At 45.3% G+C, this 25,302-nt stretch carries 22 protein-coding genes; 14 read left to right on the top strand and 8 right to left on the bottom strand.

Going from position 1 to position 25,302, the window contains the following annotated elements:
- Nucleotides 1-7: 7 nt before the first annotated feature.
- Nucleotides 8-928: a M14 family metallopeptidase gene (locus ACSF8X_RS20495; protein ID WP_500851274.1), complete on the bottom strand. Its 921-nt coding sequence runs from the start codon at nucleotides 926-928 to the stop codon at nucleotides 8-10.
- Nucleotides 929-1,221: 293 nt separating this feature from the next.
- Between ACSF8X_RS20495 and ACSF8X_RS20490 the strand changes: the two genes are divergently transcribed.
- From ACSF8X_RS20490 to ACSF8X_RS20475, 4 genes are all read left to right on the top strand, one after another.
- Complete coding sequence (locus ACSF8X_RS20490; RefSeq protein ID WP_500851273.1) at nucleotides 1,222-2,673, top strand: NAD-dependent succinate-semialdehyde dehydrogenase; 1,452 nt, start codon at nucleotides 1,222-1,224, stop codon at nucleotides 2,671-2,673.
- 94 nt (nucleotides 2,674-2,767) lie between these two features.
- Nucleotides 2,768-3,298 carry a molybdopterin adenylyltransferase gene (mog, locus tag ACSF8X_RS20485; RefSeq protein WP_047878243.1) on the top strand — a complete coding sequence of 177 codons (531 nt, stop codon included), beginning with the start codon at nucleotides 2,768-2,770 and terminating at the stop codon, nucleotides 3,296-3,298.
- A 185-nt stretch (nucleotides 3,299-3,483) separates the two neighbouring features.
- Nucleotides 3,484-4,248 carry a beta cell expansion factor BefA gene (gene befA / locus ACSF8X_RS20480; RefSeq protein WP_047878242.1) on the top strand — a complete coding sequence of 255 codons (765 nt, stop codon included), beginning with the start codon at nucleotides 3,484-3,486 and terminating at the stop codon, nucleotides 4,246-4,248.
- A gap of 281 nt (nucleotides 4,249-4,529) precedes the next feature.
- Entirely contained in the window at nucleotides 4,530-4,802 is a 273-nt protein-coding gene (locus ACSF8X_RS20475; protein WP_500851272.1) for a hypothetical protein, read from the top strand.
- 288 nt (nucleotides 4,803-5,090) lie between these two features.
- Here the strand turns inward: ACSF8X_RS20475 and ACSF8X_RS20470 are convergent, their stop codons facing one another.
- Nucleotides 5,091-5,645 (bottom strand): hypothetical protein, encoded by a 555-nt coding sequence (locus tag ACSF8X_RS20470; protein WP_500851271.1) that lies wholly within the window; start codon nucleotides 5,643-5,645, stop codon nucleotides 5,091-5,093.
- A 566-nt stretch (nucleotides 5,646-6,211) separates the two neighbouring features.
- On the opposite strand from ACSF8X_RS20470, the gene ACSF8X_RS20465 reads away from it, so the two are divergent.
- Together ACSF8X_RS20465 and ACSF8X_RS20460 are read left to right on the top strand one after the other, a co-directional pair.
- Nucleotides 6,212-6,709: a hypothetical protein gene (locus tag ACSF8X_RS20465; protein ID WP_500851270.1), complete on the top strand. Its 498-nt coding sequence runs from the start codon at nucleotides 6,212-6,214 to the stop codon at nucleotides 6,707-6,709.
- A gap of 280 nt (nucleotides 6,710-6,989) precedes the next feature.
- Nucleotides 6,990-7,469: a glutathione peroxidase gene (locus ACSF8X_RS20460; RefSeq protein ID WP_500851269.1), complete on the top strand. Its 480-nt coding sequence runs from the start codon at nucleotides 6,990-6,992 to the stop codon at nucleotides 7,467-7,469.
- Nucleotides 7,470-7,488: 19 nt separating this feature from the next.
- On the opposite strand, the gene ACSF8X_RS20455 is transcribed toward ACSF8X_RS20460, so the two are convergent.
- The gene (locus ACSF8X_RS20455; RefSeq protein ID WP_047878237.1) at nucleotides 7,489-8,472 is read right to left on the bottom strand and encodes a CHAD domain-containing protein; all 984 of its coding nucleotides are present in this window, start codon (nucleotides 8,470-8,472) and stop codon (nucleotides 7,489-7,491) included.
- 317 nt (nucleotides 8,473-8,789) lie between these two features.
- Between ACSF8X_RS20455 and hppD the strand changes: the two genes are divergently transcribed.
- Entirely contained in the window at nucleotides 8,790-9,857 is a 1,068-nt protein-coding gene (hppD, locus tag ACSF8X_RS20450) for a 4-hydroxyphenylpyruvate dioxygenase (RefSeq protein ID WP_500852135.1), read from the top strand.
- Here hppD and ACSF8X_RS20445 read toward each other — a convergent pair.
- Entirely contained in the window at nucleotides 9,854-10,759 is a 906-nt protein-coding gene (locus ACSF8X_RS20445; RefSeq protein ID WP_500851268.1) for a LysR family transcriptional regulator, read from the bottom strand. The genes hppD and ACSF8X_RS20445 overlap by 4 nt on opposite strands.
- Before the next feature lie 206 nt (nucleotides 10,760-10,965).
- Between ACSF8X_RS20445 and ACSF8X_RS20440 the strand changes: the two genes are divergently transcribed.
- Nucleotides 10,966-12,603: a glycoside hydrolase family 13 protein gene (locus ACSF8X_RS20440; protein WP_500852134.1), complete on the top strand. Its 1,638-nt coding sequence runs from the start codon at nucleotides 10,966-10,968 to the stop codon at nucleotides 12,601-12,603.
- Between the two features lie 68 nt (nucleotides 12,604-12,671).
- Here ACSF8X_RS20440 and ACSF8X_RS20435 read toward each other — a convergent pair whose 3' ends face one another.
- The gene (locus ACSF8X_RS20435) at nucleotides 12,672-13,295 is read right to left on the bottom strand and encodes a TetR/AcrR family transcriptional regulator (RefSeq protein ID WP_500851267.1); all 624 of its coding nucleotides are present in this window, start codon (nucleotides 13,293-13,295) and stop codon (nucleotides 12,672-12,674) included.
- Nucleotides 13,296-13,416: 121 nt separating this feature from the next.
- On the opposite strand from ACSF8X_RS20435, the gene ACSF8X_RS20430 reads away from it, so the two are divergent.
- The 3 genes from ACSF8X_RS20430 to ACSF8X_RS20420 all read left to right on the top strand — a co-directional run bounded on the left by ACSF8X_RS20430 (nucleotide 13,417) and on the right by ACSF8X_RS20420 (nucleotide 15,414).
- Complete coding sequence (locus tag ACSF8X_RS20430) at nucleotides 13,417-13,950, top strand: dihydrofolate reductase family protein (RefSeq protein ID WP_500851266.1); 534 nt, start codon at nucleotides 13,417-13,419, stop codon at nucleotides 13,948-13,950.
- 140 nt (nucleotides 13,951-14,090) lie between these two features.
- The gene (locus ACSF8X_RS20425; RefSeq protein WP_500851265.1) at nucleotides 14,091-14,621 is read left to right on the top strand and encodes a YbhB/YbcL family Raf kinase inhibitor-like protein; all 531 of its coding nucleotides are present in this window, start codon (nucleotides 14,091-14,093) and stop codon (nucleotides 14,619-14,621) included.
- A gap of 16 nt (nucleotides 14,622-14,637) precedes the next feature.
- Nucleotides 14,638-15,414 (top strand): helix-turn-helix transcriptional regulator, encoded by a 777-nt coding sequence (locus tag ACSF8X_RS20420; RefSeq protein ID WP_500851264.1) that lies wholly within the window; start codon nucleotides 14,638-14,640, stop codon nucleotides 15,412-15,414.
- Between the two features lie 36 nt (nucleotides 15,415-15,450).
- Here the strand turns inward: ACSF8X_RS20420 and glgX are convergent, their stop codons facing one another.
- Entirely contained in the window at nucleotides 15,451-17,421 is a 1,971-nt protein-coding gene (gene glgX / locus ACSF8X_RS20415; RefSeq protein ID WP_500851263.1) for a glycogen debranching protein GlgX, read from the bottom strand.
- A gap of 371 nt (nucleotides 17,422-17,792) precedes the next feature.
- Between glgX and ACSF8X_RS20410 the strand changes: the two genes are divergently transcribed.
- The 3 genes from ACSF8X_RS20410 (at nucleotide 17,793) to ACSF8X_RS20400 (ending at nucleotide 22,047) form a co-directional block, all read left to right on the top strand.
- Nucleotides 17,793-19,118 carry a carbohydrate porin gene (locus ACSF8X_RS20410; RefSeq protein WP_047878230.1) on the top strand — a complete coding sequence of 442 codons (1,326 nt, stop codon included), beginning with the start codon at nucleotides 17,793-17,795 and terminating at the stop codon, nucleotides 19,116-19,118.
- A gap of 128 nt (nucleotides 19,119-19,246) precedes the next feature.
- Entirely contained in the window at nucleotides 19,247-20,170 is a 924-nt protein-coding gene (locus tag ACSF8X_RS20405; protein WP_047878229.1) for a MalM family protein, read from the top strand.
- A 92-nt stretch (nucleotides 20,171-20,262) separates the two neighbouring features.
- Complete coding sequence (locus tag ACSF8X_RS20400) at nucleotides 20,263-22,047, top strand: alpha-amylase family glycosyl hydrolase (protein WP_500851262.1); 1,785 nt, start codon at nucleotides 20,263-20,265, stop codon at nucleotides 22,045-22,047.
- 56 nt (nucleotides 22,048-22,103) lie between these two features.
- Here the strand turns inward: ACSF8X_RS20400 and ACSF8X_RS20395 are convergent, their stop codons facing one another.
- Nucleotides 22,104-24,131: a sensor domain-containing phosphodiesterase gene (locus ACSF8X_RS20395; RefSeq protein ID WP_500851261.1), complete on the bottom strand. Its 2,028-nt coding sequence runs from the start codon at nucleotides 24,129-24,131 to the stop codon at nucleotides 22,104-22,106.
- Between the two features lie 35 nt (nucleotides 24,132-24,166).
- Complete coding sequence (locus tag ACSF8X_RS20390; protein ID WP_500851260.1) at nucleotides 24,167-25,216, bottom strand: GGDEF domain-containing protein; 1,050 nt, start codon at nucleotides 25,214-25,216, stop codon at nucleotides 24,167-24,169.
- Between the last annotated feature and the right edge of the window lie 86 nt (nucleotides 25,217-25,302).

Genomic DNA, 25,302 nt, shown 5'->3' with positions numbered 1-25,302 from the left:
GCAACGATCAGCGCTGTGCGATCACATAGTTCAATGCACCGGTAATAGCAGCAACTTGGGCATCATTGCATTCTTGCGGCGTGACTCGCTCACTGTCTGGGTAGACTTCTGTGGTTGTCCCGTATACGCAAGCAGATAGGCCGTTGCACAGACTCAGCTCTACCAGTGGGTAGTTGATGACCCCTTCTTGGGTGACAGGGCTACCAATGATATTGCCATCCTGATCCGGTGGGGCAATATGAGTTACGCGGCGTACCGAATCGATGATTGCCTTTTGGAATGCTGGCTGAGGGTTTTCCGTGTCCCCGACAGTGTAGAAACCATCTGGTACGCTGTCCTCAATGTATGGTTCGCCGTCTCGTGCTGCAAGAGCTGGGCGGAACTCCTCTTCATCGGTATCTGTTGTTTCGTGCAGGTCGATATGAACAAGAATGTCAGTGCTTAGCCCAGCCACCATAGCCATCACTTGGGCGGCTTCTTCACTTGGGCTGTCTTCGTAGAATGAGCGGTTAGGATCAATGGCATTGGGATTCCAGCGATTGATAGTTTCATAACCCCAAGGACTCACACACGGCGCAGTGACAATATTGAAATGCGTCTGGTAGTTTTCTGCTTCGGTGTCCATAAATTGGAGAGCGCCGTGCACACCGCTGGTTTCATAACCATGTACGCCACCGGTGATCAGTACCGTGGGCTTGCTGGCATCCCATTGGCGAGATTTGATGACAAATAGCGGATAGCGCTTCTCATCGTAGCTGAGCTGGCCATATTGGCTGACGTCGAAGCGTGCAGCCAGTTTTTCAATCTTGCTGATCACATCATCACGGTAAGAGCGTTTGATGGTAGTTTGTGCTAGCCATTGGGCACGTTCTTCGTCCCCCCAAGGTTGGCCCGGTGTGCCGATAGAGTAGTGGTGTGAGCTCTTCATGGGATTCCTTCTCTGTGTACTGTCAAGCTGAGGTAGCTTGAGATTGCAGCATTATATACCCAAGTTGCCTTATGATGCAGGGTGTTCTCAGCGCATTGCCGTTCCGTGCCAGTGTGAAATAACCATAAGTATTCACTCTCACAAATACGTTCAGGATGAAGAGGTTGGTTATGAGATAGGCACTTGTTTATCAATACCTGTTATTCATCAAGTTGAGCGTATATCCTCTGATCTGATTCATTTTGCATGCCTCGAGGGTATGTCCTGTCAGAGTGGTTAGGAGTAGTGTCATCATGAAATTAAAAGATCCGAAATTATTGAAACAGGCATGCTACGTTGGTGGTAAGTGGAGCGAGGCCCTGAATGGGCAGACTAGTCCGGTGGTTAACCCGTCTACGGGTAAAGTGATTGCCAGTGTGCCTGTACTCGGCCGGGATGAGGCGCTCTCTGCTATTCATACGGCGGAATTGGTACAAAAGCAATGGCAAAAGAAAACGGCCAAACACCGTTCGCAGGTCTTACGGCGCTGGTTTGAGTTGGTTACCGAGCATAGTGATGATCTGGCAGCACTATTGACCAGCGAGCAGGGTAAGCCATTTGCCGAAGCCAAAGGCGAGATTGCTTATGCGGCTAGCTTTATCGAATGGTTTGCCGAAGAGGCCAAACGTGCATACGGCGAGATGATCCCGAGTCATAAGGAGGATGCGCGGATCTTGGTATCAAAAGTGCCAGTTGGTGTTGTGGGGGCGATTACTCCATGGAATTTTCCGGCGGCTATGATCACCCGCAAATGCGGCCCGGCCTTCGCTGCTGGGTGCGCAGTTGTCCTCAAACCCGCGCCTGAAACACCGCTGACGGCATTGGCGTTAGCCGAATTGGCTGAGAGAGCCGGTATTCCCCAAGGGCTGTTCAGTGTTCTGACGGGCGATGCTGCTGCTATTGGCTCTGCCCTTACAGAAAGTGCGGTGGTGCGTAAAATATCCTTCACCGGTTCAACGGCCGTCGGCAAATTGTTGATGGCGCAATCGGCCGATACCGTTAAGAAACTTGCACTGGAGCTTGGCGGTAACGCGCCATTTATCGTGTGTGACGATGCTGACTTGGAAGCCGCTGTTAACGGCGTGATGATTGCCAAGTTCCGTAATGCCGGCCAGACCTGCGTTTGTGCAAACAGAATCTATGTACAAAACAGTGTCTATGACGCGTTCAGCCAGTTATTGGTAGAGCGGGTAAGCCAGCTAAAAGTGGGCGATGGGTTTGCGCCTGATGTGACGATAGGCCCGTTGATCAATGAGGCTGCCGCAAGCAAAGTTCAGAATCATGTTGATGATGCGGTGGCGAAAGGCGCTGTCATTGCGCATGGTGAGCCTCGGAATGAAGGAAGCCTGTTTATTGCGCCGCATGTTTTGCTTGAAGCGAATGACGATATGTTGATTGCAACAGAAGAGACATTTGGTCCCGTTGCAGCTTTGTTCCGGTTTGATGATGACGAAGATGTTATCGGACGTGCCAATCATACGGAATCAGGCTTGGCGGCTTATGCTTACACTCGGGATCTGGCTCGGGCATTTCGCTTTAGCGAATCGCTAGAGTACGGTATGGTCGGTATCAACGAAGGACTGATTTCCACCGAAGTTGCGCCATTTGGTGGTGTGAAGAGTTCGGGGCTGGGTCGGGAAGGGGCTCGACAGGGCTTGGATGACTACCTGGAAACCAAATATACCTTGATGGGCGGCCTGTTCTGAATCGGTGCTAACTATTGGTATAGAACTTTAAATAACGAGCATAATTTCTTAAACTTGCGTTGATAAATAAACATGGCTCAGTAAGGAACCATCAATGACTAAAGCAAAAATCGGTATTGTCACAGTAAGCGACCGCGCCAGTGCAGGTGTTTACGAAGATATTTCAGGCAAGGCGATTATCGAGACCCTGAATGATTACCTTGTTTCTGAGTGGGAGCCGGTTTATGAAGTGATCCCTGATGAGCAGGATGTAATTGAAGCAACGTTGATCAAGATGGCCGATGAATTAGATTGTAGCTTGATTGTTACAACTGGCGGCACAGGCCCTGCAAAACGTGATGTAACACCTGAAGCGACTGAAGCGGTTTGTGATCGTATGATGCCGGGTTTTGGCGAGCTAATGCGTGCAGAGTCGCTGAAGTTTGTGCCGACGGCGATTTTGTCTCGCCAAACAGCAGGTTTGCGTGGCGACAGCCTGATTGTAAACCTTCCGGGTAAGCCGAAGTCGATCCGTGAGTGTCTTGATGCGGTATTCCCTGCGATTCCTTACTGTATTGACCTGATGGAAGGGCCATACTTGGAATGCAACGAAGAAGTTATTAAGCCTTTCCGCCCTAAGAAGTAATGCGGCAGTCACTGCGTTATTCTTGATGATGTTATACATTAAAAGCCGGTCGAAGACCGGTTTTTTTGTGCCGGTTTCTCACGTTATCTTAAAGATCCTTGAACCCTTAATCTTGAGATCAGCGAAGAATATACCCTAATATCTAAGGAAACATGGATATATAGCTTGAGGATAGTGTTGTGAAAATGAAAACCATTGCCGTAATGCTTATGCTCGCGGTTGCCCCAGCTCAAGCAGGTTGGGATGAGATCAAGAAGAGTGCGTCTGATCTTGGAAAGGCGGTGAGTGACAGCTCCAAGGAAGTGTGGGATCAGGTTTCTGATTTTTCAAAGGAAACTTGGGAGAGTGTCGCGAAGTGGGGCGATGATGCCCTCAATACAGCCGGAGAATGGACGGATAAATCTGCCGAGAAAGGAAAAGAGTGGCTTGCCGTGGCAGACAAAAAACTCAATGAAATGCTGGAGCCTGAAACCCCGGCAGAAGCCAGGATGGCGCTTGATACAATGGCGGATACGGCATTGATCCGTTTGTTTAATGATCAACCTTCAGCGAAATTACTTTTCGATCAGGCTTATGGTTATGCCGTGTTTGATTCACGGAAGTTTTCTTTGTTGCTTCATACAAACCAAGGTGCTGGTGTGGCGGTCAATCGCCAGACAAGCAAGCATACATATATGAAGATGTTCGGCGCTGGATTGGCTGCCGGGTTCGGCGGCAAGTTTTATCAGCAAGTGATTTTGTTTGAAGACAAGGCCGCATTCGATGGTTTCGTTACCCAGGGCTGGGAGGCCACCTCGGAGGTAGGGGTTGTTGCTGGAACAGAAAGTGCTGAATTGAGCGCAAAATACAACGGTGGAATGGCTATTTACCAGTTGGACGAAAAAGGGTTATTGCTAGATATGAATATATCGGGTTCGAAATATTGGGTAGATGAAGAGCTTACCCACTGAATTCGGTAATAGGCCTACCGGGACTGCTACCAGCAGTTTCGGTAGTTTTGAGGCGTACCTCAATAAAACTCTGAAAAATTAGATGCCTACCAAGAATAGCGTTTCTATTCACCGCGCTTGTTCATACTTCTCTCATTAATGGTTTCCGCTGGGAAAATCCTTATTTTATAAAATATTATTCAGGCAGTTCATCGTCGCGGGTAAAGGCAACTCTTGTAAACAGATGTTGTTTCACGGCTATGGTGAATAATGTTTTGTTAATCTGAGGGTGAGGCGGGGCAATGGATGCCAAAAGGACGTGGGGGTTTGTCACTTTAATTTTGGGATGTGCTTCACTGCTGGTGGGCGCAGTGGCTTTAGGAAGCTTGTTTGGCCATAGCCAAATAGCCATGGATGTGGGTGGTTTTTTTGATGCCGCGAGGCATGAAGTTCTACCGAATTTCCATGTCGACCAGCATCTTGATGATTTCAAAAAAAAATACCAGCATATCACTATTGTCGGAATTTTTTTCACGTCGTTAGGCGCGATTATGATGCGGGGTAAGTGGCAGTAGGTGGGTGTGGTTCGGAAAAAAAAGCGCCTATCAGATCCGTGACAGGCGTTGCAATCGATCAATAAGGAACAACATATTTGAAGTGTGTGAATCATACTTCTTGGTTAAAATGTGATCAATGATCGATTTTGTAAAACATGTAGTCATAATGTGAAATAGGTTTGGTGGTAAGCACTTATCGCCACGTTATTTCAATGTATATGCTTCTGAATATGCTGAACTACTCGCGAGGAGACCTGTCTTTATTATGTATAGTCTTGCCTCTTAGATCGCATTGGGAATGCAGCATCAGGTGTTGAATAATGCTTTTACTTTGTTAGATAAGCTAGCTAATAATGATGTCGGCTGATATTCCGGTCGTAAATGTTCAACACCAATATAATATGCTTGCATGAGTTGACTGCGTATTGGGTTATCTCCGGTAGTTGGAGACTGCTTGTCCAGTACGGAACATAGCATCTCAGCCTGTTCGTTGGCGTAGCTAAAGTCAATCCCATTGGCCCCTTGTACCATAAGCCATACTGTAGCAAGGGTTTGAATCTCTACATCATTCATCGTCGTAAATTTTGCAGCATGCACATCTCCGACATGATCGGTAATGAGAGTGCGAAGCTCTGCGGTTTTCGTGTGCGTTACCTGATAGTTTTCGAGGGCGGCATGTATCATTTGCGTCATTAATCCGAGGCTGAGTCCATATGGGCATTTATCGGCTTTTTCGCGGCAGACTCGTTGGAAAAAGTCTTCTCGCTGCGCAATGAATTGAGCGATGTAGTCATTGGATTTTTCGGTTAATGGCAGTTCGGCAAGGCCGCTGTCTTCAAGTACCTGCTGTAGTGTTTTCATCTCTGGCTCTGATTTTTTGTCAATCGCTAGTATACCCAAGCTAACTCAAAAATTTTGTTTCAGCGAGAATATATTGGTTTTATATCAAGGTGCAGGTGACAAGATGGAAGACGTTATGCCCAACAATATGCACAGAGGCCGACAATCAGGAGGGGTTGTGCTTGTGTAAAAAGTGGGGGAGAAGCTTTTCAGAGTGCAACAAACGGTAAAAATAATTGGTAACAGAAGAGTATTAAAATACATTTTATGTCCTCTATCACGGAAAAATAAAAAACAGCGTGTTATTTTCTCGCAAAATGCCAGTCGTTGAGAAATGTTATTACTTTCAAATGTCATTTAATTTCTTAAGTTTTGATTGCACTTGCTGTTTGAACGATATCAAACAGGAGTAAAACTTAGAATTTTAATGCATTAATCATTTAGATTGCATCTTGATTTGAATAGAGAGAACTTGCCTTGAATTAAAATTCAAGGTTGCTTTGTGTATCGGTGAATTAGATATTGATGTCTTTTTCATTCGAGTTGAAATGATATGAGTTGTTATTATTTTCGTAGTAAGGAATAAGATGAAAATGAAGAAAATATGCAGTGTAGCCTTAGTGTTGTTGTTATCTGCATGTAATAGCGATGATTCTGGTAATAATGGAAGTGGCAATGTAATTCATAAAGATCTTCAAGGATTATGGGTTAGCAATTGTCATTCGTTAACTGATGAGAACGGCAATTTCATCAGTTATGTACAAGATAGCTTTGATTTTTCAGGCCGTGAATATACGCAAGTTATGTCATCCTATGATGATCAGGCTTGTACTGTTGCGCTGGAAAAAAGCGATAAATGGTTTGGTGATTATACCATCGGAGATAAAGTTAAAACATCAGATGGCAAAGAGGCTTACCATCTTACTCTCAATGTTTCGCCGGAGAGTTGGCCAGATTGGACTGGTGAGGTCCCAGAGGTAAAGCAACAATATATTTTCAATATTTCATCTGGTGAAATGGTTTTAGGTACCCCTGATAACAAAGAGCTAATGTACGATATTTATTACTCTAAAGAATCAAAGTAAATCATTTTTCTGTTTGATGTAATACAACAGATAAGTTGTTTGGGCTAAGCGTGTACAAGGCATGCTTAGCCTTTTTTAGTGCTGTGTTATGTTCTTGAGACGGTAGAGGTTAGCTTTTATAAGATGATCAATTTTTGTGGTTTGAGGGTCAATATCAGTGTTATGGGGTATTGAATGATAACTGGCACGAGAAAATTGGTGAGCTGATTCTAAAAAAATTCTTTACACTGGATGATGGTGAATCTGTATCCCTGATGAAAAGCAAATAACGGAGAAAGCTATGTCAGATTTTTATCACTTCAGTGCAAGGAAAATCAACGGCGAAGAGATTACGATGGAAGACTTCGCAGGAAAGGTGGTATTGGTCGTCAATACAGCCAGTGAATGTGGGTTCACCCCGCAGTATAAAGGGTTGCAGGCATTGTATGAGAAGTACCAAGATCAAGGTTTGGTGGTACTTGGTTTTCCTTGCAACCAGTTTGGTGGGCAGGAGCCCGGGGATAATGAACAAATTGAGCAGGTTTGCCAGCTTAATTATGGGGTTGATTTCCCGATGTTCGAAAAAATTGATGTGAATGGGCCAAACAGTCACCCTATTTTCGCGTATTTGACAAAGGCGTTGCCCGGTATGCTGGGTAGCAAAGTGAAGTGGAATTTTACTAAGTTTATGATTGGTCGGGACGGTAAGCCTCTTAAACGGTTTGCACCGACTAAATCTCCCGAGGCATTGGAAAACGATGTGGTTCGAGCGCTACGCTAACGAGCCAGCTATCGCCAAGTTATTGACTTGGCGATAACTTTATATCTTGGTTGAGTGTCCCATACAACGCCAGTTTGTCGGGGTGTCGAAAATCAAATAGTTTCTTCAGGGTCGCTTTTTTTGCATTGCAATGGATAATTTCTGTAAGCCTTATTAATTCACCAATAGCCCGTTTTTGATGGCGGCTGCAGTCATGGTGTTTGAGAAACAGTTTAAAAAAAGCAAGTTGCACCGCACTGTCATTGAAGTTTCCGAGTTCATCTTGTAGTTGTTTTAATTGCTCAATTTGGTGTTTGCTAGTTCGATTGGGCAGAATGGGGCTGAAAAACTCGAGAAGATAGCGAAATTTTTTACATTGGATGCGCAGTTCATGGAGCGTCGCATCGTCTGCATGGTTGTTTATTTTATTGCATTGGCGCTCGAGCCGTTTGTAGTGCGTCCATAGCGTATTGTATCCGATGATCTCTGAATGCTGTCGTCCTGAATCCGTTTGACGGAGCTCCATTTCATTGAGTAGGCCGCTTACCAATTGACATTGTTGCTTGTAATTATCTGACTTTAGCCACTCTTTAAGTTGTTTGTGCTCGGCATTTCGCTTCACTTGAAGTTGGTCGAAAAATCGGGTTAGGCCGTTGTGGTGCTGGTGGTCGAGTATAAAAAAGTATTCGTCCATTTTCGCTAGAAAAACATCAAGATCCCGGATGGTATTGGTGTATTGCATTAGCGTCTTTAGTTCATTTTTCAGCATCTCTTGTTGCTGTTCGAATAGCAGTGGTTTGAGCAGGCTGATTAATGCTCTGCATTTTCTTAGCGCGACTCGATATTGATGGATAAATTCGTCGTCATCGTTGCGGATTATGCCTCGTTCATGGTTGCGGGCATGTTGAAACTCATTTGTTAGGTAGTCAAAGGTGGGAAGGTAGATTTCGGAAGACGGTGTTAATGCGATTTTTGTTTTTTTTCGTTGGGGCAGTTTAAGTTGGTCGCGTTTTGTTACAGACATTCGGTACCTCTGGTGACATAAATAACGGGAATGGGCCGAGTCTGATGTTCGAGCAAAGGACTCCTTTGCCTGCGAACCGGTATTAAACGTGTCGAACTCGCTCTGAATCTTGCCAAATTGCACCTTAAAAAGTTTAGACTTAATTCATTGAAAATGCGTAGACATATCCTGTGATTAGCCGCGAATTTATATGGCTGGCAAGTTGATGTTACGATCATGCTTTACATTAGCGCGTCGTTTTTGCTGAGAACCGTTTCTCAAGCTGGCTGGAATCTGCTTAGGCTAAAAATAGTTTGGGTACAAACATAACGGCGGATATGGGTATGGTTGGAAATCCACTAGGTACAGATGGTTTCGAGTTCGTCGAGTATACCGCACCGACCAATGAAGGGCTCGATGCGCTGAAAACGCTCTTCAAACAGATGGGTTTTGCCGAAATAGCCAAGCATAAGCACAAGGCGGTGTGGTTGTACCGGCAGGGGGATATCAATTTTATTGTAAATGGCGAGTCACACTCGCAAGCCGAAGGATTTGCCGGAATACACGGTGCCAGTGTCAATGCGATGGCTTTTCGGGTGCAGGATTCTACCCGAGCTCTGGCGTATGCCGTAGAGCAGGGGGCGACAGCCTGTGCGCCACAAGCAGGGCCGATGGAACTTAATATACCGGCAATATACGGGATAGGAGAATCCCTGATTTATCTAGTTGATCGCTATGGGAACCATGATATTTACGAGGTTGACTTTGATTATTATCCCGATGCTATCAATGAACTGGCACAAGCCGACGCCGGTCTGAAAGAGATAGACCACCTGACCCATAATGTTAAGCAAGGGAATATGGATTTGTGGGCGAGGTTTTATGAGCGTATTGCCAATTTCCGAGAGATTCGCTATTTCGACATTAAAGGTAAGGCGACAGGTTTAGTTTCGCGAGCTATGACGGCACCGTGTGGGAAGATCCGAATTCCGATCAATGAGTCTTGTGATGATCAGTCTCAAATTGCTGAGTTTCTCAGGCAATATAACGGTGAGGGTATTCAGCATATCGCTTTGAGCACCGATGATATTTTTGCAACGGTCGCGGCCTTGAAGTCGTCGGGGGTCACCTTTATGGATACGCCAGATACCTACTATGAAGCGATTAACCAGAGAATTCCCGAGCACAACGAAGATATCGCTTCAATGCAAAGTCATAAGATCCTTATCGATGGTGATGAGTCCGGCATTTTGCTCCAGATATTTACCGATACTGTGATTGGTCCGGTTTTTTTCGAGATTATCCAGCGCAAGGGCAACCAGGGTTTTGGGGAAGGTAATTTCCAAGCGCTGTTTGAGTCGATCGAGCTGGATCAAATTCGCCGAGGTGTGATCAAGGTTGATTAACTCGTCATATATTCCGACATCAGTGTTTTAAATGCCTGTACGTGTGCGGGCAGTGGGTCGGTCAAGTGATAGATCCCGACATTACCTCTTTGTGCTGGGGCAGAAAGTGGCAGCGGTACAATATCAAACTGTTTGAAGTAAGATGTCATGGTGCTGCTGTACGGCATGATGGCCTTGCTGGTTGCTAGAAGATCAAGGCTTGCACTCAGTGAGTGAATTTCGAATACAATCCGTTCAGATATCTGTTTGCGCTCTTTTTCTTGTTGTTTGGGCAGGGGGTTTTCCAGCAGATGTTGGTGGGTATCTTGATCTGGTGTAACCAACAGCAAAGGGTATAGCGATGTATCTTGGTGTGACTGCGTACTTAGGAGCAAAGGGTGAGTCCGATGGACAAAGAGGGCTTCTTCATCCTGAAGCAGGGGAGTAAAACTCACCTGACAGCGGCGTGATAGTCCATCGATTTCATGGCCAACAAACAGATCGATATGGCCGTGAAGCAGCATATCCATTAATTTCAGGTGATTACCGAATTCAATCTGCAACGATATTCCACCATGATCGCAGCTGTACTGCTGCACAACGTGGCGGACAAAGATCTCCCACCAGGCATCACCGGTACCCATTTTTATTTTTCTGGTCTTGCGTGCTTTGAGATCAGATAGCGTATCTAGCATGGTGTCATGACGGCGCATCATGGCCTGCATCTGCTCCTGCACCACGAGGCCATATTCGGTTAGCGTTACCCCTTTTGATTTGCGAATAAACAGCGGTACTCCGAGTGTTGATTCTAGTTTTTTCATGTTGTTGGTGAGTGTCGGCTGGCTGAGCCCCATTTGCTCGGCGGCAAGGCTGATGTTGCCGGTATCGGCAATGGTCAAAAATTGACGGTAGTGTTTGTCCATCGTAATCACGGAATATGCGTTGAATCACAAATTGTGAAAATCATAGCAAAAGTAATAGGTTGAAAGATGTGATTTCGATCGTCTAATTTTCGTTTGATATAGGTTTTATCTATGGTTGTTGACGGGCTCTGTATTTTTAAATGGCAGGTTGGCGCAATAAGATATCGGTAATCTAAATATCAAATGCCGAAGGTAATAGCATGAAGATGGCTCCGAAGTGGTGGCATGACGCCGTTGTATATCAGGTTTATCCCCGTAGTTTTTGCGATAGCAATAATGATGGGATGGGTGATCTTCGAGGGATCATTAGCAAACTTGATTACCTCAAGACGCTTGGCGTAAACGTTGTGTGGCTATCACCTGTATACAAATCGCCGATGGATGATAACGGTTACGATATTTCTGATTACCAAGACATTGCGCCTGAATTCGGCACAATGGCAGATATGGACGAACTGCTGGAACAGGCTAAGCAGCGTGATATCCGTATCATTATGGATCTGGTTGTCAACCATACGTCTGATGAGCACCCGTGGTTCAAAGAAGCCCGCAAATCTAAGGACAACCCATACCGTGATTACTACATTTGGCGAAAACCCAACGCGGACGGCAGCGTGCCCGATGAAATGGGCTCGGTATTTGGTGGAAGCGCATGGGAGTTTGATGAGCAAACCGGCGAGTACTACTTCCATATTTTCTCGAAGCGTCAGCCAGATTTGAACTGGGAAAACCCGAAAGTTCAGGAAGAAGTTCATAAGATGATGAACTGGTGGATTGACAAGGGGATAGGTGGTTTCCGTTTGGATGTTATTGATTTGATCGGTAAGGAGATCGATAACAAGATTACGGGGAACGGACCGCGCTTGCATCCGCTGATTCAGCAGATGAACAGGGCGACGTTCGGCGACAAAGATGTACTGACGGTTGGTGAGACATGGGATGCGACCCCGGAAATAGCCAAGCTCTACAGTAATCCTGAGCGCGAAGAATTCTCGATGGTGTTCCAGTTTGAGCACATTAGCCTGACATGGAAGAATGGTGACAAATGGACGCCTATTCCGCTTGATTTGCCTGCACTGAAGCGAGTGTTGACCAAGTGGCAGGTTGAACTGGCAGATGAAGGTTGGAACTCCCTGTTCTGGAATAACCATGACTTGCCGCGAATTGTCTCTAAGTATGGTTGTGAGGGGCAGTACCGGGTTGAGTCTGCCAAAATGCTGGCAACGACCCTGCATATGATGAAAGGTACGCCTTACGTCTATCAAGGGGAAGAGATTGGGATGACCAATGTGGCCTTTGATAGCATTGAAGATTACCGTGATATTGAAACGCTGAACTTCTACAAAGAACGTACTGCAAACGGTGTTTCTCCTGATGCGATGTTGGCAGCAGTGCATGAAAACAGCCGTGATAACGGCCGTACGCCAATGCAGTGGGATAGCTCAGATAACGGCGGGTTCTCTGCGGTTCAGCCATGGATCAGTACCAACCCGAATTACCCGCAGATCAACGTTGCTCAGGCTCTAGAAGATAAGGATTCGGTTTTCTACCATTATCAAAAACTGATCGCATTGCGCAAATCAATGCCCGTGATTGTGTACGGTGACTTCCAGCCCGTGTTTGAAGAGCATGAAAAAGTATTTGGTTACCTGCGCTGCGATGATGCCCAACGTCTGCTGGTGTTGAGTAATTTCAGTGGCGAGGCTGTAGACATTGATATGCCTGCACATTTGTGCGGTGTTGAGGTTGAGCCTGTTATTCATAACTATGAGGCTCATACTTACCTGCCGACACAGGTAACACTGAAGCCCTATGAGTCGTTTGCGGTGTTGTTGCCAGCATAAATACGAGCCAGTCTAGTATTGAGACCTCCATCATTTCCATGAAAAACCGACCATCTAGGTCGGTTTTTTTATGGCTGCTGGTTATCGGCTGCGATATGAAGCAAGCCCGCACAATAGAGCTGTAATGGCCCGGTGATCATATCTGGCATCGGTATTAATTGGGTAGGGGTGGAAGAATTTGAGGGTACTGTTGCCGTGCATTCCATGGCAAACGCAAAGCCGTGTAAATAATCGGCCAGCAAGTCCAGACCATACTTGGTTTGTTCTGCGGAAAGCGCTAGGGGGGCAATCGTTAACCCATATCTGTCGGCAAAGATGGCCGCTGGACTGCTGGCATCCATAGAAAGGAAAGTATGCAGCAAGCCCGGATAGCGGGTTAGCAGGGATAGATAGCTGGCAGAGAGGGTATGTAGCTCCTGTTGCCAATTGTCAATGGTTATTGGGGAGGTGCTGCCTGGTTGGTAAATGCTATCTACCAATGAACTGGTTATCGCCACAAGTAGGGCATTTTTGCTGTTGAAATAGTGGTAGATCGCCATTGCATCGACATCCAAGGCTGTGGCGAGCTTTCGGATGCTGGGTATTTTCCCATCGGCCAATAGCAATGATTTGGCTGTATCGATGATTCGTGCCTCACTTAGGGTTGATGTTTTGCGGCTTGGCCGACCGCGTTTTTTATCCTTGACACTCATCCTGCTCTCTCATTAGACTTTAAATAAATTCTACAGTGTAGAATTTATTTTATGACAAACAAGCGCCAAGATGCAAGGCGCCAGTATAGCGGTACTGCATTTGGTCGAATTGGAGAGAAAGATGGCGAATATCGTATTTATCGCAACGAGTCTAGACGGTTATATTGCCGATAAGAATGGTGGTTTGGACTGGTTGCATGCCGTACCGAACCCTGAACACGTGGATATGGGGTTTGGCCCGTTGATGGAGCGGGTTGATGCTCTGGTTATGGGGCGAAATACTTTTGAGACCGTTGCGGGTTTTGATTGTGAGTGGCCATATGCCAAGCCTGTCTTTGTCCTCAGTAATACCTTAACTCAAGTGCCTGCGGGTTATGAAGATAAAATTGAGTTGGTAAGAGGGCCTTTGCAACAGGTTGTGACAACTCTTAACCAAAGAGGGTTTGCTGAACTGTATATTGATGGCGGGATAACTATTCAGCAGTTTCTCCACGATGATTTGATAGATGAGATGATCCTGACTACGATCCCCGTACTGCTCGGGGGCGGAGCGCCGTTGTTCGGGGAGTTGGCAAAATCACAGAATTTCAAATTGGCAGGAAGCGATATTTTCCTTGAAGCCATTGTACAGAGTCACTACATACGTCAGCGTTAGGTGACATTATTCAGTGCATTTATTATGCGCATTGCAGAAAGTCTCAAATTAAGTTCAAATTGAGTCAATATGAGCTATTGAGGTAATAATGTGGCGTTATTTCAAATTACACTTGGTTCGACTAACTAAGGAGAATCCTGATGAAAGCAAAATATTTGTTACCTCTACTTGCCGTTGTTTCATTTACCAGCTCGGCGATGACCTTGACCAGTAAAGATATTCAAGAAGGTTCCCGCATGGCGGATACCTATGCGTACAATGGTTTTGGTTGCTCTGGGGATAACCTATCGCCACAACTGAGTTGGAGCGGTGCTCCCGAAGGCACTAAGAGCTTCGCAATTACGGCCTATGATCCTGATGCGCCTACAGGAAGCGGTTGGTGGCACTGGATGGCGATTGATATTCCTGCTTCGCAGCAGAGCCTAAAGCGTGGCGAGTCACCGAAGATTCCCGGTGCTACGGAGCTTCATAATGACTATGGCGTAAAAGGTTTTGGTGGCGTATGCCCACCGAAGGGTGATGGCATGCACCGTTATCAGTTTACGGTGTGGGCATTGCCTATGGCTAAATTGGATTTGCCTAAAGGGGCTTCAAATGCGCTCGTCGGTTTTATGCTGAACAGTAAAGCATTGGATAAAGCAACGCTGACAGCGACCTACGTTAACGAATAAGGTAACAGTGATAACGATGGCGAAAGTATTGGTACAGTCAGGTCAGTTTCGGGGGCTCAGTAAGCAATCTTTGCGAAATGTACTGATGCATTCGCCAACCGTTATCTGGGTTCAGAATGGGATGAAACAACTCTGGTGGCGCGAGAGTGCATTGAAGTATACCTCCGCTGAGTGGCTAATGATCCCTGCCTGTCAGTACCTTACTTTCGTTAACGTTCCGGAACAGGCCGCATTTCACTCTAAAACCCTGACTTTTTTTGAGGCGCCACCTCAAGAATGGGTACGGGAAAGTATGGCAGGTGCGGCATCGCAGGCCCAAGAACCTCGGGCAACCGTTACCGAGCAACTGGCATATTGTTTTGATATTTTGTTTGCGATGCAAGAGAAGCACTTTTCGCTCGAGACCCAGCGACAGTTCTTATATGCATTTTATGCCGAGCTAAGGCATGCCGGTATACTTCATTTACTGTTTCCTGGTGAGCCGCAGACATTGTGGGAGCGGGTGTCGCGTTATCTAAGTGTAAACCCTGGAGATGAACATAAAGTTGAGTTGGTCGCCGAGCACTTGTCCATGAGCCGTGCAACGTTGATCCGAAAACTATCGGCCGAAGGAACCAGTTTTCGAAAAGTATTGGCGGAAGTGAGGATGGGGTATGCCCTGACATTGCTCCAGCAATCCCCAAACCAGTTGGATGTTGCGATGGCCTGTGGTTACCAATCAGAAGCGCGCTTTTCTGCCCGTTTTAAACAGCAATTTGGTCTTACTCCAACTCAGTACAGGAAAACGCTGTAACCGTCGGATTTTACACCGACGGCTATCCTTGGAGGGCTAAGGTTGGTTCAAGGCCGTACCGCGGCGATGCAGAATGGTCATCGACAGTGCGCTTTGCATGTAACTTGTTTGTGCTTGGCGGCAATTGTGCTGAGACTCTGATGTATCACAGACAATATCCCATTTATTTCCTACCGGCAGGCGGTAGCGTGTGGGAATGGTTGAATTGTTGAACAGGAACAATAATTCATCGCCATCCTTATCGAGCCCTAGCATCAAGGCGAAGGCTTCTATACCCTGCCAATCCTCTCCGGTCATATTATGGCCGTCAGAGCGTTTCCAGATCACTCGGTGACGCCCTCTGTCGTGGCCGCTAAAGGCCTTGATAAATTCGGGCATAATGGTTTGGCGTTTGTGGATCATCATACTGATCCAAGTTAGGAATTCATCCCCCTCTTTGGTTAACGCCCAGTTGGCCCAGCTGATTTCGTTGTCTTGACAGTAAGCATTGTTATTGCCCCCTTGGCTATGGGAGAGCAGATCTACTGCAAGTACATGGGGGATACCGAAACTAAACAGCAGGGTTGCCATTAAGTTACGTTTCATCCGTTCACGGCGGCAAAGTACAGCATAGTTTTCAGTCCTGCCTTCTGCTCCGTGGTTATTGGATCGGTTGTCACCATGACCGTCACGGTTGTTCTCGCCGTTGGCATAGTTGTGCTTGCGATTATAGGAGACTAAGTCCTGCAGGGTAAAACCATCATGATAGCTAATGAAGTTGACCGGGAGTTTGTCTGGCCACTTTCCGGCACTGAACAAATCTCGCGAGCCCATAATCCGGGTTGCGAACTCCTTAATGTTGTTTTCCTTGCAGAGCCAGTAACTCTTTACGGTATCGCGATATTTGTCATTGCACTCATTCCAACCCCGAGGGAAGCTGCCAAGCTGATAACCATCAGGGCCAATATCCCATGGTTCTGCGATGAGTTTCACCTCACGTAGTACGGGGTCTTGGGCAATAGCCTTGAAGAAGGCCGCCTCAGTATTAAAGCGGTCACCATACCTGCCTAGCGTTGATGCTAAGTCAAACCGGAAACCGTCGATATGATAATGAGTAACCCAATTGCGCAGGGTGTCCAAGACAATATTTAGGCTTGGCTGGTGGACGAGATTAACCGTGTTGCCACAGCCGGTATAGTTCTTGAAATTCTTGTTGGAATCCAGTTGGTAATAGTTTTTATCCAGAGACTTGAAATGGAAATGGGGGCCGCCTTCTCCGCCCTCGGCGGTATGGTTGAAGACGATATCCATGATGACCTCGATACCGTGGCGGTGGAGTTCGCGTACCATGGTTTTTAACTCGGTTACGGCATCTTGGCTTGCATAGCGAGGTTCCGGTGCCATAAAGCACAGGCTGTTATAGCCCCAGAAGTTCACCTTATTCATCTTGAGCAGATGTGGCTCCGACATGCATGAGGTGATAGGCAACAATTGCAGGCAGTTTATCCCATGTTTTTTGAAAAACGCCACCATCGATGGCTGACACAGTCCGAGGTAACTTCCGGATAAATGGTGTGGTTGTTCAGGGTGCTGCTTGCTGAAACCTTTTACATGGGTCTCAAAGACAATGGTTTCTTCGTGGCGAATATGCGGGGCAGGAATGCCTTGCCAGTCAAAGCTGTGATCGACGACGACCGATTTGGCAAATTTCCAGCTTTGCTCAGCGGTGAACGGCGGTGTGTAGTGGGCGATGGTGTCCAGTGCCTGAGCGTAGGGATCAAGAATAAGGCGTTCTTCGCCTTTGTCTTTAATATAATAGCCGTAAACTTGCCCTGCTTTAATATCTGGGACAAAAGTGTAATAGATATTTTGATAGTTGTTCTGTAGTTCAATAATATGAGGTTTATTATTTTTTTTGAATAAAACAAGTTTTAATGGCTTGTTTTCTGGGTGGTAAATAGAAAAATTACAACCCTGATCACATAATGTAGCCCCAAGCGGAAAGGGGCGGGCTAATTTAGCGAACATTCTGTACGTCTCATTGATGAATTTTATTCATTTCGAACTGTTATTAAAACGCTATTTTTCAGCGAGTCAAGGAATGATTTTTTTTGGTAAAAATTAAATATCACCAAAAAATTATATTATTTCACTATGGGGAGAAATAGGTGATAGCACTCGTGTTTTTATGCTGTGTTTTGTAATTTTCTTACACTATTACGCCTATAGTCCGTGAGGCGTATCACGAAAGTTTTCTCATCCCTATTTCCTACGCCCCAATCATCCTCCTGTCTCATCCCTCAGTCGGGAGGATGTGTGAAACTGTATCTGCCCTGAATATGAGTTCCGAAAGATTGCTAGAGAGCAGTCGGCATAAAAATATAAAAAGGGACATTCCTATGAAACACAAGTTAGTACCTGTAGCAGCGGCTCTACTTACCGCGCTAACTTCATACAACGTAGCTGCTGAATCTGCCACTGATATCCTGACCGATGGTTGGGAAGTCCACGGCTACGGCTCTATGAACTTCCGTTTCAACGAAGACTTACAGTCATTTGACTCTGAGCTGGGCAAGCCTGACTACCGTACCGCAGGTACTTCAGGTAAGAGCGCCAACCAGATTGAATTTGTACTGAAGAAGCACACGGAGTTTGCAAACGGTGTGTACAGTGATTTCGTAACGCGTACCGAATATGGCAATGGCGACTCTTTCTACTACACCTCTTCCGGTGCAGAGAAGGCAAACACGAAAGCACAGCTTGAAATAAAAGAGGCATACGTTGCTCTTGGCAATCTACCTTACCTTGGCGAAGGTACTGAAATCTGGGCTGGTCGTCGCTTCTTGAACCGTGCGGCGGGTATTCTAACGGGTGAATTCTGGAAGCAATCTTCCGGTATGGGTGCGGGTTTCGAGATGAACCTAGACTCTGGCCATAAGACGGGTATCGCGATTGTCGCTGCGGATCCTGAAGCTGGATTTGCATCTGAAGATCGTCCAGTAGATGGTGAGCGTACCACAGTTTCTTCTTTAGACCTTTACTACTACGGCGTGAAAGCTCTGGGCGGCAGCTTCGATTTCGATGCTAAGCTAATGACCCGTGCCGATGAAGCGCTGGCACCCAATGATGCAGATAGCGGTTTCGGTGTGTCTGTTACTTACAACCGCGACTACTACGGCCTTGATGGTTGGTCACAAACAGCGATTGCTTACGGCGAAGGTCTAGGTACTAACCGTGGTGTGAACTTCGGTGGCTGGAGCGGTGCTTGGCTAGAAGATTCTAAGTCTTTGTTCTTCACTACTTACGGTGTGTTGAATATTAGCGATAACTGGCAGATGGGTACTGAATTGACCTACTGGGCACCAAAAGATATGGATTGGGGTCTAACTGGCAATGGTACCGATGAAGTGACTCGCTATATTTTCGCAGCTCGCCCAACATACAAGGTAAACGATAACTTCCGCTGGGAATTTACAGGCTCTTGGGCTGTTGAAGATCTAAACGGCAACCAATGGGGCCGTAAGGATAGCGCAACTGACTTCTACACCCTTGAAGCAGCGTCAGTTTTTACTGTTAATGCTGATTACTTCGGCCGTCCACAGCTTAAGCCTTACGTGACTTGGGTTGGTACTAGCGATGAAGCCGCAGCCGGTGCCATCGGTATCACGGAAGCGGGGGAGAAAGACCAGTTCGTATTCGGTGTTCATGCTGAAATTTGGTTCTAAATCGCTCTATCTCAAGGCAGCCTTCGGGCTGCCTTTTGGCTATACCCATGTTTCCATAGCGATAAATAATGAGGGAATATGGGTATAGCGATAGCTCGAATAAGCCCACAATAGGGAACGGAGAGAATATGAAAATAATTAAAACTACGCTAGCAGCACTGCTTATCGCATCTCTTGCCGGATGCGCAGCCTCCCCAGCTGAACAGGCAGTTAAAAATGTCACAATCACCCAGCCAGCGTGCTGCGAGACATTCAGTGAATTTGCATGGATTCCGATGAATGGTGACAGTATTGATTTTGCTGTTGATGAATATTCACAAGTAGGGAACTTTGCCGAGGGTAAGAGCTATTTTACCGGGTTTGTTCTGCCTGAAAACGTTGAGCGGATGCGGGTTGAACTTAAAAGTTGGATGCGGAGCACGGGGGTATTTGCACCGAAAGTGCTACTCCTTAGCCCGACATTCCAAGTTGTTGATAGTTATGAGTTGAGTGATTTTGAGGTGAAGCCTTCGGATATGCTGCGTCTGTCTAGCTATCGGAAGAGTTTTGATATGAATCAAGCGACGACGCCTTATTTAGTTGTGTACTCGCCACTGGCGTACCGAGAAGGTTCAATTCAGATCCCACATCCAGAAAGAGTTCGGGCCGAAGAGCTGGGCTTGGCTCGTCCGATGGTGACGGATCCGACGATTCAGCACCAAAAGTTTGGTAGCTTGGAACTCGATCTCAAACCACTCGCTCTACGTTCGTACCGTTCTCATACAACGGTGCCTCAGAAGGCGGTATCCCAACCGGTAGAGACTGCCGAATCCGTTGAAGCTGTAGCTACAGTTCCTGCAGCCAGCATGGTGTTGAGTAATACGGCAGTACAACAGTCGTCAGCTGTAAATAGTCCAGCAATGTTGCCGGAAACAGAAGCGTTTTATAACAATCAAATTCAGTTGGCTGTTGAGAAAAAGGATATTCAACGAGCGCTGAAATTAATGGAAGAAGCTAAACGTGCAGGCTCTGCGACGGCAGAAAACACTTTCATTAAATTGATTCAAAAATAAGGTAGTTTGGGTATACAGGGTGGGCAGTGCCCACCCTTTTTTGTCACAGTCGTTATATGGGAAGTGGCCAGCCGATCATGATGATGGAAATAATGCAGCAGAAGAAAAAATTTGTCGTTTACCAAGTGTTTACCCGTTTGTTTGGTAATACGGAAACGAATAATAAGGCATGGGGAACGTTGCAGGAAAATGGCGTTGGTAAATTCAATGATTTTACTAATAAGGCCTTGAGTGAAATAAAAAAACTGGGTGTGACCCATATCTGGTATACCGGTGTACCTCATCATGCGCTGGTCGCTGATTATGAAGCATACGGGATCGCTAGTGATCACCCGAGTGTGATAAAAGGTCGTGCGGGCTCTCCTTACGCAGTGAAAGATTACTATAACGTCAATCCTGATTTGGCGGTTGACCCGGCTAACCGTTTGGAGGAGTTCCAGTCTCTGGTTGAGCGAAGCCATGCCAACGGGTTGAAGGTAATAATTGATATTGTGCCAAACCATGTTGCGCGGCGCTATAAAGGGGTGACTAACCCTGAGGGCGTTGTTGATTTCGGTGATGGGGATGATACGTCGGTCGCCTACCACCGCGACAATAATTTTTACTATATCCCTGGAAAGGCGTTTGAACTGCCTGATTTCGAAAATGGTTATTTGCCATTGGGCGGTGAGACGCATCCGATGATGGTTGACCCATACGTGGAATACCCGGCGAAGTGGACCGGCAACGGTTCGCGTCTGGCAAAACCCAAATTTGACGATTGGTATGAAACCGTCAAGGTAAACTATGGGATCAGGCCTGATGGTAGCAAGGATTTCGCGGAACTTCCTATTGGCTATGAGGAACGCACGCATCAAGAACACTATGCGTTTTGGTTGACGCAATCGGTCCCCGATTCATGGCAGAAATTTCGCGATATTGCTTTGTACTGGCTGGCTAAAGGCGTTGATGGTTTTCGCTATGATATGGCGGAAATGGTGCCGGTTGAGTTCTGGAGTTATATGAACTCTGCTATCAAGCATGTGAATCCGGATACTTTTCTGATGGCAGAAGTGTATCAACCTCATTTGTATCGAGATTATATTCGCTTAGGCAAAATGGACTACCTCTATGACAAGGTGGATCTGTACGATACGCTCAAAGATATCATTCAGGGTAAACAGAGTACCGATGCCATTGTCGATGTTCAGGCCGGTATGCAGGATATTGAACATCATATGCTGCACTTTTTGGACAACCATGATGAGCAGCGTGTGGCGAGCCCAGAATTTGCTGGCTGTGCGGAAAAAGGCAAGCCGGCGATGGTGGTTTCAACCTTGCTAAGCACTTCGCCGACGATGGTCTATTTCGGTCAGGAAGTTGGTGAGCCTGGCGCGGAAGATGCGGGTTTTGGTAAGCCGTCAAGAACATCGATATTTGATTATATTGGCGTACCGAGCCATCAACGATGGATGAATCATGGTGCATTTGATGGTGGGCTGTTGACAGATGCAGAGCGTGATTTGCGGTCGTATTATCAGTGCCTGCTTAACTTGTCAGTGATGAGTCCCGCCGCAGCAGGGCATTATGTCGAGTTGCAGACAGCTAATCGTCAGCAAGGTAGGGGGTATGAGGGTAATTTGTTTGCGTTTGCTCGCTATAGTCAAGAGCAGCTGATGGTTGTTGTGGCAAACTTTGATCCGGATAGCAAAGAGAGTTTGCCGGTCGTCTTGCCAGAAGGCGTGATTGCCGAGTGGAAATTGGATGATGGAGAATATAGTTGTCAGGATGCACTTAATGGCAACAAAACGGTCATGTTAAAAGTTGAAGCAGGTATAGGCTGTTTGGCTTTATCTCTACCGCCTTTTGGGAGCTCGGTTGTGATTCTGGATCGCTAAGATCTCGTGATGATTATCATAGACAAAGCGCAGCCGTTGGGCTGCGCTTTGACGTATTAGGATGAAAGGGATGGCCGATGAATAAGGTAACCTTGCAGATAGTCAACGCCGATTTGTTGGAGCCACTGTTGTTCCTCTTCAGTTTCGACACACTCGGCGACAAGCTTGATCTTAGACAGTGTAGTAATCGCGCGTAAGTTTTCGATAATCGTCTGCTTTATTGGATCATTATGGCAGTCTTTAATTAGTGAACCGTCAATTTTCACTGTATCTATAGGCATATTGAGCAATTGCTTATAGGTGGAATGCCCAGCACCGAAGTCGTCAAGCGCAATTTTGAAACCGGCATGCTTCAGTCTTAGTAGGTTCTTCATCAGTGCATCGAAATCATTGATTGAGCCTGACTCTACGATTTCAATACATATTTTGTCCAATGGTACGTTGAGTTCATGCGCAATATGTAGCAGTGTATCGATAGAGAGATCTGAGCTCAGAAAATCGGGTGATAGGTTGATGGCACCATAGTCAAAGCTGTCAATCGGAAGCTGTTGAATATACTCAAACATCTTTCGGACAATGGCCTTTTCCAGCATTTCCATATGACCGAGCTTTTGGGCGCAAAAAAACATGGTCTCTGTATTGAGTGGCTTTCCTTTGACGGTAAAGCGAGACAATAACTCAAAGCAAGACGTACGATCATGAGCGAGACCTTGATAGTTTTGGCGTAAGATCTGAATATGGCTAGGATTAAAATTATCAAGTAACGTAATATAGTTAGTGTATCGGCTATGATCACAGTCAACCATAGTATGTGAATTGTTACGTTCGGCTAAACGTAAATTCATATGAATCTGGTTAATGGTCTGCTTTATTCGGTTTCCTTTCTTGCATCGGCAGAAGAAAATTTTATCGATATGAAAATTCACATGGTCGGCTTCTAATGAAGCATTAAGCATTTCTGACAGTTTATCTAATCGTCCAATTGCGCGTAAGTTGTTCTCGAGCAAAATAACCAGTGCCGCGACATCATAGAGCACATAACTTTGATCGTAGAAATTGGTCGATTTATTGATATAGCTTGCTATTTGGCGAAGGATCTTATCCCTTTTAATTAAAGGATATTTAAAGATCGGGCTAAGATCGATAGCTGCAACAACGAAATCACGACGGTGTAACGTATCGTCATCAAGCTTTTGGAATGTCCCAAAATTACTCTGATTATCAAAGTAGAGGTTTTTAGTAAATCGCTCGGTTTCTTTGCGTAGGGACACCTTGAAGTCCAGCATGATGTAGACAATCAAAGAGAACATAAAGAAGATAGTTAACTTGGTGTTTAGCAGTAATAGATCTGCTGTAACATCATTTTTAATCAGTAAGCTATATCCAATGACAATCAATAGTATTTGAGTCAATTCTGAGAAGTTAAAGGCAGCCATAATAACCAATGGCAGCAAAAACAAATAAGTCATGTAGGAATAGGTAATATTTTCCTTATTTAGTAAAACAAAGAAAATAGCCAAAACAATCAGTGATTTGTAGATAAAGTTGCTTTTTGAAATATGACTGAACTCGCGGAGAAGACTCCTTGGTTCTTTATGTTTGTTCAAGGCAATCAAGAATAAGCCAATGACAGGGGCGGTTAGCAATATACCAATAGAGTCAGTCAAAAATAGGTTGAGAGCTTGTGCGGTATTGAAGCTATGAGGGGTAAATATCGCTAAGGCAAGCGAGCAAAACCCTGGTGTGATAAACACATAGAAACTAAAAATCAATCGAGTAATGTAGTGATGGTTGCGAAGCTTTTCGATCAGCGACAATGAGATGATCAGCAAGGACGTGATCACTAGGCTATACAGGTAGCCGACCCCGTTATGAGAGGCTTTGATAAAGGTATAGTAGGTCAGCAGCCCAAGAAAGATACCAATGATTCCCGTGCGGCCATATAGGTATGTCGCAGCAATGATCACCCCTGAGGTGATCGACAAAAGTTGGACTTGTGATAGCAAGCCGTGGGAGAAATGGCTGAGGTGGAAACTAAAAAGAACCATTATATATGCAAAAAACAGATAGAATAACTTATCCAAAATCGTTTTTTGTTTAATCGATAGGAAATAGCTAATCATGCAATGGTTACCTTATCGCGTCCGCGGTGTTTAGATTCATAAAGAGCAGAGTCAGCATGCTTATAGGCATTGCTGAATGTTGTATTGGTGCTATGTATGCCACCGATTGATATTGTGACAGAAAGTCCTGCAATTTTATTTTTTGCAATGCTCTCTCGGATACATTCCGCTTTTTCTTGTAAAACTGTTGGCGTCATATTCTGGAATATAATAATAAACTCTTCGCCACCCCAGCGAATGGCTATGTCATCATTTCTAATTTGTTGATTGATGATTCGAGTTATCTGTGTAATAACCTCATCACCTTTTCTGTGTCCATAGGTATCATTCACTGTTTTAAAATGGTCGATATCTATAATAAGCATTGAGAATGAACGCATTTTTTTCAGTCGTGATTCATAGTAGTCACGACGATAAAAATTAGTCATTCTATCCCGTTTGAAAGACTGATCACGTTGCTTAGCAATTAATGAAGCAATAGTGATTAATACTGAAACAAAAACAGATGGAATAAAGCTTTTCTCTAGAACATCAATATAGCTAATACCTATTTTAACAGGGCTGCTATCTGAGCATGGTAATAAGAATGTTGAGTGGTAAACATTATTGCTTTGTCCATTGTTTATTGTTGTATGATGCTTTAAATTATAGCGATTTATCATATTCTTGATATGTTCTTCTTTTATATCAATCGCCAATAGTGAGTTAAGGTTTTTATTGTTGAATACAGGATAGTAGATAGTTCTTATCCTTTCTCCTGTTTCTTGTTCTGTATATGAATCTGTGATTTTTAAATTACATCCATAGAAATTTTGATAGCTTTTGCTTAAGTTTTCTTTTTCAACAATTCTCGTCATAACAGAGTTGAGATCATAGCTATCAAAGAAACTATGATAGCTTGGACGTAAAGGATCATAATGGCTGTAATAAGCTGGGTTTTCAAAAACAGCAATCGTCCAAAGGCTATTAGGAATTATAGTCTTTAATTCAGATTTTAATTTATTGATTCCTGTTGAGAGCACTTTTACATTCGTATCTTTACTCACAATGATACTGACATTGTTTCTTTTATGTAGACCTTTTGTCAGAGGTATGGTGTCTGTATTGTTGTAATATGTAGAGAATCTACGGC

It is taken from the genome of Photobacterium panuliri (genome assembly GCF_059920555.1).
The sequence above is the reverse complement of the archived record's forward strand: the minus strand, read 5'-3'. Positions and strand labels throughout refer to the sequence as shown.